This is a genomic window from Pseudomonas sp. P5_B2 (assembly GCF_056400445.1).
On record NZ_JBFULH010001215.1, the window covers coordinates 1 to 851 of the forward strand.

Below are 851 nucleotides of genomic sequence, written 5' to 3' on the forward strand. Positions count from 1 at the left end.
GGTAAGCCGCAACGCCTTCGGTCGAAGCGGTCATGCCTTTGTCGCCTTTTTTCCAGTTGGCAGGGCAAACTTCGCCGTGCTCTTCGTGGAATTGCAGAGCGTCGACCAGACGGACCAGCTCTTCAATGTTACGGCCCAGCGGCAGGTCGTTGATGATCTGCGAACGGACAACACCTTTGTCGTCGATCAGGAACGCGCCACGGAAAGCCACGCCGCCTTCGGACTCAACGTCGTAGGCCTTGGCGATTTCGTGCTTGATGTCGGCAGCCATGGTGTAACGAACTTCGCCGATACCACCATTGTTTACCGGGGTGTTACGCCAGGCGTTGTGGGTGAAGTGCGAGTCGATCGACACGGCGATCACTTCAACGTTGCGCGACTTGAAGTCGGCCATGCGGTTGTCCAGAGCAATCAGCTCGGACGGGCAAACGAAGGTGAAGTCCAGTGGGTAGAAGAACACCAGGCCATATTTGCCTTTGATGGCCGACGACAGGGTGAAGCTGTCTACGATTTCGCCATTGCCCAGTACAGCTGGAACGGTGAAGTCCGGGGCTTGTTTGCCTACGAGTACGCTCATTGGATATCTCCTGGTCTATTAACGTGAAGAACTGGATACGCATCAGCCTGCCACCCTCAGGCGACAGCCCTGTGACACGATCCGCTTCGAAGGACCGACCATCATACACGGCGTTTTTGAGCTGTCCTCAACGGTTTTTTGCAGGAGGGTTAAATTTGCCGTCGTAACCATTACTGGCAGATTGCCCGGATGAAAACCGTTCGTCGGTCACGTCCGCTTATAACGCGAAGCTTTCAGAAAGCACTTTGACAATCATTCTCGTTAACATTAAGAT

General features: G+C 54.3%; 1 protein-coding gene. It reads right to left on the bottom strand.

All coding sequences use genetic code 11. The features are described from left to right. Positions 1–577, bottom strand: a 577-nt coding sequence (locus AC1DRJ_RS30305) for a peroxiredoxin (RefSeq protein ID WP_477805357.1), incomplete at its 3' end; no start/stop codon positions are given. Between the last annotated feature and the right edge of the window lie 274 nt (positions 578–851).